At 70.6% G+C, this 9,606-nt stretch carries 9 protein-coding genes and 1 rRNA gene; all 10 read left to right on the forward strand.

What is annotated here, in order from left to right; translation table 11 throughout:
* A 5S ribosomal RNA gene (gene rrf, locus ACFU7Z_RS28590) occupies positions 1–87 on the forward strand; the annotation flags it as partial.
* Between the two features lie 100 nt (positions 88–187).
* Entirely contained in the window at positions 188–808 is a 621-nt protein-coding gene (locus ACFU7Z_RS28595) for a CDP-alcohol phosphatidyltransferase family protein (protein WP_049653270.1), read from the forward strand.
* 124 nt (positions 809–932) lie between these two features.
* Positions 933–3,428, forward strand: coding sequence for a mannose-1-phosphate guanyltransferase (locus tag ACFU7Z_RS28600; RefSeq protein WP_049653268.1), 2,496 nt, complete (start codon positions 933–935; stop codon positions 3,426–3,428).
* A 196-nt stretch (positions 3,429–3,624) separates the two neighbouring features.
* On the forward strand, positions 3,625–4,704 hold the full coding sequence (locus ACFU7Z_RS28605; protein WP_380780574.1) for a DUF881 domain-containing protein: 1,080 nt from the start codon (positions 3,625–3,627) through the stop codon (positions 4,702–4,704).
* Complete coding sequence (locus ACFU7Z_RS28610) at positions 4,701–5,033, forward strand: small basic family protein (RefSeq protein WP_030062488.1); 333 nt, start codon at positions 4,701–4,703, stop codon at positions 5,031–5,033. Before ACFU7Z_RS28605 ends, ACFU7Z_RS28610 begins: the two co-directional genes overlap by 4 nt.
* A 205-nt stretch (positions 5,034–5,238) precedes the next feature.
* Positions 5,239–6,129 carry a DUF881 domain-containing protein gene (locus tag ACFU7Z_RS28615; RefSeq protein ID WP_380780577.1) on the forward strand — a complete coding sequence of 297 codons (891 nt, stop codon included), beginning with the start codon at positions 5,239–5,241 and terminating at the stop codon, positions 6,127–6,129.
* A gap of 568 nt (positions 6,130–6,697) precedes the next feature.
* On the forward strand, positions 6,698–7,240 hold the full coding sequence (locus ACFU7Z_RS28620; protein WP_049653265.1) for an FHA domain-containing protein: 543 nt from the start codon (positions 6,698–6,700) through the stop codon (positions 7,238–7,240).
* A gap of 179 nt (positions 7,241–7,419) precedes the next feature.
* Positions 7,420–8,115: a MerR family transcriptional regulator gene (locus tag ACFU7Z_RS28625; protein WP_198959445.1), complete on the forward strand. Its 696-nt coding sequence runs from the start codon at positions 7,420–7,422 to the stop codon at positions 8,113–8,115.
* 98 nt (positions 8,116–8,213) lie between these two features.
* The gene (locus tag ACFU7Z_RS28630) at positions 8,214–8,690 is read left to right on the forward strand and encodes a bifunctional nuclease family protein (RefSeq protein ID WP_030303568.1); all 477 of its coding nucleotides are present in this window, start codon (positions 8,214–8,216) and stop codon (positions 8,688–8,690) included.
* A 223-nt stretch (positions 8,691–8,913) separates the two neighbouring features.
* On the forward strand, positions 8,914–9,558 hold the full coding sequence (locus ACFU7Z_RS28635; RefSeq protein ID WP_049653260.1) for a MerR family transcriptional regulator: 645 nt from the start codon (positions 8,914–8,916) through the stop codon (positions 9,556–9,558).
* Positions 9,559–9,606 lie beyond the last annotated feature (48 nt).

Here is a 9,606-nt window from a genome sequence, read left to right on the forward strand (position 1 = left end):
GGTTACATTCCGAACCCGGAAGCTAAGCCTTACAGCGCCGATGGTACTGCAGGGGGGACCCTGTGGGAGAGTAGGACGCCGCCGAACAATTCTTCTAGAGAAGCCCCCGCCGGGTGAACCGGTCGGGGGCTTCTCTGTTGTAGGGTCAACATGCAATTGTCGTCACACGGGACAGGAGGCCCCCCGGGTGGAGGTCCAGGAGACGCGGGTCCAGACCGATCGCGTCCTCACCATCCCCAATATGCTGAGCATGGGCCGGCTGGTCGGTGTTCCGCTCTTCCTCTGGCTCATCCTGTGGCCGGTCTTCGACGGGCCCAACAATGACGGTTGGGCACTGCTGATCCTGATGTTGAGCGGGATCAGCGACTACCTGGACGGGAAGCTCGCCCGCCGGTGGGGGCAGATCAGCCGGGTGGGGCAGCTGCTCGATCCGCTGGCCGACCGGCTGTACGTGCTGTCCACGCTGGTCGGGTTGACGTGGCGTGGGATTCTGCCGTGGTGGCTCACCGCGATCCTGTTGGCCCGTGAGGCATTCATCGCCGGCCTGCTGCCGATTCTGGCCCGGCGCGGTTACGGACCGCTCCAGACGAGTTTCCTGGGGAAGGCCGCGACCTTCAATCTGATGTACGCGTTTCCGCTTCTGCTGCTCGGCAGTGTCGACAGCTGGATCGCCCGGCCGGCCGAGGTGGTGAGCTGGGCGTTCATCTGGTGGGGGACGACCTTGTACTGGTGGGCCGCGATTCTTTACGCGGTCCAGGCGCGGCAGATCGTCCGGGGGAGCACCGCGGGCCCGGCGTCCACAGTCTGAGACGTGATCTGAGAGAAGCCCCACGCCTCCTCGGTGCGTCGGACGATACCTTCCGGGTAGAGAACCTTCTGGAACGCTTTGATGGACCTGCCGGTCCACCACCGCGAAGGAGGACGCACCCGTAATGAAAGCCGTTGTAATGGCAGGGGGCGAGGGCACCCGACTCCGCCCGATGACCTCCAGCATGCCGAAGCCGCTGCTTCCGGTCGCCAATAGGCCGATCATGGAGCACGTGCTTCGGCTGCTGAAGCGGCACGGCCTCTCCGACACCGTCGTCACCGTGCAGTTCCTGGCGTCGCTGGTCAAGAACTATTTCGGTGACGGCGAAGAGCTGGGCATGCATCTGACCTATGCCCACGAGGAGACGCCACTGGGCACTGCGGGGAGTGTCAAGAACGCCGAGGACGCGCTCAAGGACGATTCCTTTCTGGTGATCTCCGGTGACGCGTTGACCGACTTCAATCTCTCGGAATTGATCGACTTTCACCGCAGTAAGAACGCTCTGGTCACCGTCTGTCTCACGAGGGTGCCGAATCCACTGGAGTTCGGCATCACGATCACGGACGAGGAGGGGAGGGTCGAGCGGTTCCTGGAGAAGCCGACCTGGGGGCAGGTCTTCTCCGACACGGTGAACACCGGTATCTATGTGATGGAACCCGAGGTCTTCGACTACGTCGCGGCGGGCGAGTCCGTCGACTGGTCGAGTGACGTCTTCCCCCAGCTCCTGAAGGAGGGCAAGCGGGTCTACGGGTACGTCGCCGAGGGCTACTGGGAGGACGTGGGCACCCACGAGAGCTACGGCAAGGCCCAGGCGGACGTCCTGGAGGGCAAGGTCGACGTCGAGCTCGACGGGTTCGAGATCTCCCCGGGGGTCTGGGTCGCCGAGGGCGCCGAGGTGGACCCGGAGGCGGTGCTGCGCGGGCCGCTGTACATCGGGGACTACGCCAAGGTCGAGGCCGGCGTGGAGATCCGCGAGCACACCGTGCTGGGCAGCAACGTGGTCGTCAAGCGCGGCGCGTTCCTGCACAGGGCGGTGGTGCACGACAACGTGTACGTCGGGCCGCAGAGCAACCTGCGGGGCTGCGTGGTCGGCAAGAACACCGACGTGATGCGGGCCGCGCGGATCGAGGACGGCGCGGTGATCGGGGACGAGTGCCTGGTCGGCGAGGAGTCGATCATCGGGGCGAACGTCCGGGTCTACCCGTTCAAGACCATCGAGGCCGGCGCCGTCGTCAACACCTCGGTGATCTGGGAGTCGCGCGGCCAGGAGCACCTGTTCGGGGTCCGCGGCGTCTCGGGCATCCTGAACGTCGAGATCACCCCGGAGCTGGCCGTCCGGCTGGCGGGGGCGTACGCGACGACGCTGAAGAAGGGTGCCACCGTCACCATCGCGCGTGACCACTCGCGTGGTGCGCGTGCGCTCAAACGGGCGATGATCTCGGCGCTCCAGACCTCCGCGATCGACGTCCGCGACCTCGAGAACGTGCCCATGCCGGTGGCCCGGCAGCACACGGCGCGGGGGAGCGCGGGCGGGATCTTCCTGCGGACCACGCCGGGTGTGCCGGACTCGCTGGACATCCTCTTCTTCGACGAGCGCGGGGCGGACCTCTCGCAGGCCGGCCAGCGCAAGCTCGACCGCGTCTACGCGCGCCAGGAGTTCCGGCGGGCCTTCCCCGGTGAGATCGGGGACCTGACCTTCCCCTCCAGCGTCTTCGACTCCTACGCGGGAAACCTGCTGCGGACGGTGGACACGACCGGAGTCCGGGAGGCCGGGCTGAAGGTGGTCGTGGACACCGCGCACGGCAGCGCGGGCCTTGTTCTGCCGAGCATCCTGGGCCGACTCGGGGTCGAGGCGCTCACCGTCTCCAGCGGGCTGGACGAGGCGCGGCCGACCGAGGACGCGGAAACGCGGCGGGCCGGCCTGGCCAGGCTCGGTGAGCTGGTCGCCTCCTCGCGGGCGGCCTTCGGGGTGCGGTTCGACCCGGTGGGCGAGCGCGTCGCGTTCGTGGACGAACTCGGGCGGGTGATCGACGACGACCGGGCCCTGCTGGTGCTGCTGGACCTGGTCGCCGCCGAGCGGCGCAGCGGGCAGGTGGCACTGCCGGTGACCACCACCCGGATCGCCGAGCAGGTCGCCGCGTACCACGGCACCCAGGTCATCTGGACCACGACGACGCCGGACGACCTCGCGAAGGCGGCCTCCGCCGAGGGCACGGTGTTCGGCGGGGACGGGCGCGGCGGCTTCGTGGTGCCCGAGTTCAGCGGGGTGCTGGACGGCGCCGCGGCGTTCGTCCGGCTGGTCGGCCTGGTGGCGCGGACCCAGCTCACGCTGAGCCAGATCGACGCCCGGATCCCGCAGGCGCACATCCGGCGCCGGGACATCGCGACGCCGTGGGCCGCCAAGGGCATGGTCATGCGCTCGGTGGTGGAGGCGGCCGGCAGCCGTCGGCTGGACACCACCGACGGCGTCCGGGTGGTCGAGGCGGACGGGCGCTGGACGCTGGTGCTCCCGGACCCGGCCGAGGCGGTCACCCACCTCTGGGCGGAGGGCCCCGATGACGAGGCCACCGAGGCGCTGCTGGACGAGTGGGCGGCCGTGGTCGACGGAGCGGGACGGTGACGAACCGGGACTGAGCACGATCAGGAGCTGAGCTCGGAACCGCCTCAGACGGCGGGGCGCGCGGTGTGACCCGCGCGCCCCTCTGTCCGTTTTCACATCATTCGGAATATTCCGTCACATTCCGTCATGTGTGCAGCGTGTGTGCAGCTCAGGGGCCGTGCACGGGCCCCCTCGACGACATGGGACGATGGTCTCCATGCCAGCGACGCCGACGCCGAGTGCCCCGAACGGACGGTACAACCGCCCGGACGCCTCGATGTCCTTGCTGACCAACGTGATGGACCACAGCCTGGACGAGGGCTACGCGGAGGCGGCCGCCGCGCGCGGCGGTGCCCGCGACAGCCGGATACCCGGGACCCTGCCGGGGCTGCTGACGCTCGGGGCGGGGCTGGCGCTGGTCGGCGCGGTGGTGACGGTGGGCGCGGTGAACGCGCACAAGGCCGAGCCCTCGCTGGCCAAGGAACGGGACGCGCTGATCCACCGGATCAACGACAGCAACACCTCGGCCGACCGGTTGCAGAAGCAGGTGCAGGAGCTGCGGCTCAAGGTCGACAGCACGCAGCAGCAGGCGCTCGCCTCGGGCGACGCCGATCCCGGCGGGGTGAGCGGGGCCGTGGGCCTGGGCCAGGTCACCGGGCCGGGCGTGAAGCTGGTCCTGGAGGACGCCGCGGGCACGGGCAGCGGCGGCAACGTCGACCCGAGGGCCGGGCAGGGCTTCTCCAACAGCGGCCGGCTGCGGGACCGCGACCTGCAGCTGGTGGTGAACGGCCTCTGGGGATCCGGGGCCGAGGCGATCGCGATCAATGGCCAGCGGCTGACCGCGCTGTCCGCGATCCGGGCCGCGGGCGAGGCGGTGCTGGTGGACAACCGGCCGCTGGTGCCGCCGTACAACATCCAGGCGATCGGGGACGGCTCGAAGCTCCTCACCGCCTTCGAGAAGGACATGGCCGGGCAGTACCTGCGGCTGCTCCAGGAGCAGTACGGCATCAAGTCGACGCTCTCCGTGCAGAAGAACCTGACGCTGCCGGCGGCGGTGGGGGTGACGCTGCGGACCGCGCAGCCGGTGACGCCCGAGGCCTCGCCTCCGGCGACCGCGGGCGCAACGGCGCCGGCCGGAGCCGGAACCCAGGAGAGCCCCGGCGCGTCCGTCTCACCGTCGGCCTCGCCTTCCGCTTCCGCCTCGTCGGCCCCGACCAGCGGTGCTTCCACCGCCAAGCGGCGTCCGCCGACCGGAACCACCAAGACCACGACAGGGACAGGAGCAGCCAGACCGTGATTGCCGTACTGGGTCTTGTGATCGGGGTGGTCGTCGGCCTCTTCGTCCAACCCGAGGTGCCGGACGCCGTCGTGCCCTACCTGCCGATCGCGGTGGTGGCGGCGCTGGACGCCGTGTTCGGCGGCGTCCGGGCGATGCTCGACGGGATCTTCAACGACAAGGTGTTCATCGTCTCGTTCCTGTCGAACGTGGTGGTCGCGGCACTGATCGTCTTCCTCGGTGACCAGCTGGGCGTCGGCTCGCAGCTGTCCACCGGCGTGGTCGTCGTCCTCGGCATCCGCATCTTCTCCAACGCGGCCGCGATCCGGCGCCATGTCTTCCGTGCCTGAGCCGGGCCGCGAGCCCGCGGCGGAGGACGGGCGGGAGGCGGCGGTGGCCGGGCCGGCCGCCGGGAAACCGGCTGGAGAGCCGGGCGGGAAAGCGGTCGAGAAGGCGGTTTCGAAGCCCGTCCGGGAGGTCGTGGACGCACCTCGGACGGACGGTGCGGCGGACGCGGACGAGGCTGCCGGGACGGCCGGGGAGACCGCCGAGGCCGTGGAGCCCGTCGTCGCCTCGGAGGAGAAGTCTGACGCTAAGGCTGAGCTTCAGGCCGGTTCGGTGCCCGAGCCGACGCTGCGGCTCACGAAGGTCACCGCGCCGGCCCCCGGGGCCGAGCCGAAGACCGAGCCGGAACCCGAGCCCGAGCCCGTCGCGGACCGGAGTGCCGGCCGGCGGCGCCTGAAGGCGGCGCTCTGGCCGCCGCGGCTGTCGCGCGGGCAGCTGGTGGTGGCGCTGCTGCTGTTCTCGCTCGGCCTGGGGCTGGCGATCCAGGTGCGGTCGACCAACGACCACCACAGTCAGCTCCGCGGGGCCCGCCAGGAGGACCTGGTGAGGATCCTCGATGAACTGGACAGCCGTCAGCAACGTCTTCAGCAGGAGAAGGCGGAGTTGGAGCAGTCCCTGGCGAAGTTGGAGAACAGCTCCAACCAGGCCAAGGAGGCCCAGGAGCAGACCAGGAAGAAGGGGACGGAGCTCGGCGTGCTCGCCGGCACCGTCAAAGCCACTGGTCCGGGCATCGTACTCACGGTCGATGATCCCCAAGGGCAGGTGAAGGCAGATATGCTGCTGGACACCCTGCAAGAACTTCGAGCGGCGGGGGCGGAGGCGATTCAGATCAACGATGTGCGTGTGGTGGTCAACACCTACTTCACCGACCTGTCGGCCGGTGGGGTGCAGATCGACGGGAAGAAGGTCTCGCAGCCCTACCGCTTCACGGTCGTGGGGAACCCGCAGGATCTGACACCCGCGCTGAACATCCCGGGAGGTGTCGTCCGCACGCTGGAGAGCCACCAGGCGCGGGCGACGATCGCCCAGCAGCAGAAGGTGGTCGTCGACGCCCTCGTGGACCCGAAGTCGCCGCAGTACGCCAAGCCGGCTTCGAAGTGACGGGGCGCCCGGCGAACGGCCCGTCAAGGGCGGGCGGCACCCGCTGCGGGGCGCCGCCGTCACATGGGCGAGACTGGTTCGCACCAGTACGCTCCGGAGCAACAACCGCAGTACCAACCGCCGGAGTACCACTCCAGCGGGCCCGAGCCGTAACGACCGGGCCCGCAGCATGTCCGAGGTTCTCACCCTGCCCCGCGGGCGGGTCTGTCACACGCAAGGGGATTCGCCCGTGAGTTTCTTCTCGAAGTTGTTCGGTCGTAACAAGGGCCGTGACGCCGCCGCCGTCGAGGCGCCCACCGCGCGTCACCGCCGACCGGAGGACGAGCCCGCAGTGCCGGGCATGCGCCCGGCCCCCGAGGCCGCGCCGTACGCAGGTCAGCAGCTGTACCGGGACGGCGGCGCCGCCCAGTACGCGGGGAATCAGGCGGGCTACGGCGCGTCGGTTGACCCCTCCGGCGAGCCGCGCATAGGTTTCCCGTCAGGACCCTCAACCTCTGGTGGAGGGTTTGCCCCGGATCCGTACGCCGGGCACAACCCGTCGGGTGTGCCGCGCCAGGAGGCTGTGAACATGGCTGGCCCCACTCCGTGCCCCAGGTGCGGCAACCGGAACCCGGCCGCGGCCCGGTTCTGTTCCAACTGCGGCACGGCGCTGCGCGGCGGCCTGCTCCCGGAGGGGGCGGCGGAGACCACGTCGACCATCTCCATCTCCGGCCTGGAGTCGTACGACCCCACCACCACGACCGGCACCGGCGCCACGCCGGCCCTGTCGGCCGAGGTGCTGTCGGCGATCGACGCGCTGCCGCCGGGCTCGGCCCTGCTGATCGTGCAGCGCGGTCCGAACTCCGGCAGCCGGTTCCTGCTGGACTCGGACGTCACCACGGCGGGTCGCCACCCGCAGGGTGACATCTTCCTCGACGACGTCACGGTCTCGCGCCGCCACGTGGAGTTCCGCCGCACCCCGGCCGGCTTCAGCGTCGCGGACGTGGGCAGCCTCAACGGCACCTACGTGAACCGGGAGCGGATCGACGAGGTGCCGCTGAACAACGGCGACGAGGTGCAGATCGGGAAGTACCGGCTGGTGTTCTTCGCCGGCCACAACCGGGGGTACTGAAAACGACGTCGGCAGGAGCCCGAGTGAATACGAATACCCCTTCCTCTTCTCTCGGGGCGGCCACCCCAACCCCGTCCGGTCCGCAGGCGGACCGCGGCGGACGCGGGGTGGTCGCGGGCCCGCGGCAGCCGGTCCGGGCCGAGCGGCCCGCCGGCCGCCGGCGCGGCGGTGACGAGCTGCTGAGCATCGGCGCGGTGCTGGCCTTCCTGCGCGACGACTTCCCCGAGGTCACCATCTCCAAGATCCGCTTCCTGGAGGCGGAGGGACTGGTCGAGCCGCAGCGCACGCCCTCGGGGTACCGCAAGTTCAGCCCGGCCGACGTCGAGCGGCTGGCCTACGTCCTGCGCATGCAGCGGGACCACTACCTGCCGCTGCGGGTGATCCGGGAGCACCTGGACGCCATCGAGCGCGGTGAGAACCCGCCCGCGCTGCCCTCCGCCGCCGACACCCGGCCCGGGCCGCTGGAGGAGGCGGACCGGGAGCTGGTGGCCGGCGGAGAGGTGCCCTCCGGCGTCCGGCTGGGGCGCGCCGAACTGCTCGCGGCGGCCGAGGCCGGGGAGCCGGAACTGGCCGAGTGGGAGTCCTACGGGCTGGTCGCCCCGGGACCGGACGGCGGCTACGACGGCGAGGCGCTCCAGGTGGCCCGGCTGGTCGCGGAGCTCGGCCGGTACGGGCTGGAGCCCCGGCACCTGCGCGCCATGAAGGCCGCGGCGGACCGCGAGATCGCGCTGGTGGAACAGGTGGTGGCGCCGTTGCGCCGGCACCGGAACCCGCAGACCAGGGCGCACGCGGAGGCCACCGCCCGGGAGCTCGCGACGCTGTCCGTACGGCTGCACGCGGCCATGGTCCAGGCCGGGATGCGGACGCGCGGATAGCGCGTGCCGCCCGCGGCGCGCCCTTGGCCGCACCGCGCTGACCAGCGGCGTCGGCCCTGCGCTTTCATATCCGGGAGCGGAGCCATAGGGTTGCCTGTGTGAATGAGCTCGACGTCGTGGGTGTCCGAGTGGAGATGCCTTCCAACCAGCCGATCGTGCTGCTGCGGGAGGTCGGGGGAGATCGCTATCTGCCGATCTGGATCGGCCCCGGCGAGGCGACCGCGATCGCCTTCGCCCAGCAGGGCATGACGCCGGTGCGGCCGCTGACGCACGACCTCTTCAAGGACGTCCTGGAGGCGCTCGGCCAGCAGCTCACCGAGGTCCGGATCACCGACCTGCGGGAGGGCGTGTTCTACGCCGAGCTGGTGTTCGCCGGCGGGGTCGAGGTGAGCGCGCGGCCGTCCGACGCCATAGCGCTGGCGCTGCGCACCGGCACGCCGATCTACGGGAGCGAGGAGGTGCTCGCCGAGGCGGGCATCGCGATCCCGGACGAGCAGGAGGACGAGGTCGAGAAGTTCCGCGAGTTCCTCGACCAGGTGTCGCCCGAGGACTTCGGCGGCAGCGGCCCGCAGTAGCGGGGCCCGACCGTGCGGCCTTTCGGCCCATCGTTTTGCCAAAATCCGTCCATCTACCCACACTAGGGGCACGAAAAACCACTCTCCTGAGTGATGTGGTTTGTCTGGCCCGGCGTGGCGATCGTTGACGGGTCATAGGGGACTGCCTACCGTCAGGAGTGGCTGTCCGGGTGGCCGATGCCCGCAGTCGGGTTGCCCGCAGCACAAGTGGACGGAGGCAGGCATGAGCAGCACCGGCGATGACGCGGCCGTGGGAGGCCGGTGCGCCGTGCACATGCCGCGCACCGCTCGCACCGTCACGGATTTCCCCCGGGTCGGCAGGTTCCCGGCCGTACAGGCGGGCCAGCCGGCCATCGAACGGCTGGCCCCGACGTCCGACCTGCTCGGCTTCCGGGGCCCGACGGCCTGCGCGGCGGCCGGCATCACCTACCGTCAGCTGGACTACTGGGCCCGCACCGGACTGCTGGAGCCCAGCGTCCGCACCGCGTACCCGTCGACCAGCCAGCGGCTCTACAGCTTCCGCGACATCCTGCTGCTGAAGATCGTGAAGCGGCTGCTCGACGCGGGTGTCTCGCTGCAGAACATCCGGGTGGCGGTCGCCCACCTCCAGGCCGCCGACCAGGCCGACCTGGCGGGGATGACGCTGATGTGCGACGGCGCGACGGTGTACGAGTGCACGACGCCGCAGCAGGTGGTGGACCTGCTGAAGGGCGGTCAGGGGGTCTTCGGCATCGCGGTCGGAGCGGTCTGGCAGGAGCTGGAGCTCACCCTCGGGCGGCTGCACGCCGAGCGCACCGACACCGGCGAGACGATGGTCGGGCACGACCCGGCCGACGAGCTGGCCCAGCGGCGCAACCGGGCGGTCTGAGCAGGCGTTCGACGGGGCCGCGGGCCCGGACGGGGAACCGTTCGGACC

The organism is Kitasatospora sp. NPDC057518 (assembly GCF_042802075.1).
Classification (GTDB): domain Bacteria; phylum Actinomycetota; class Actinomycetes; order Streptomycetales; family Streptomycetaceae; genus Kitasatospora.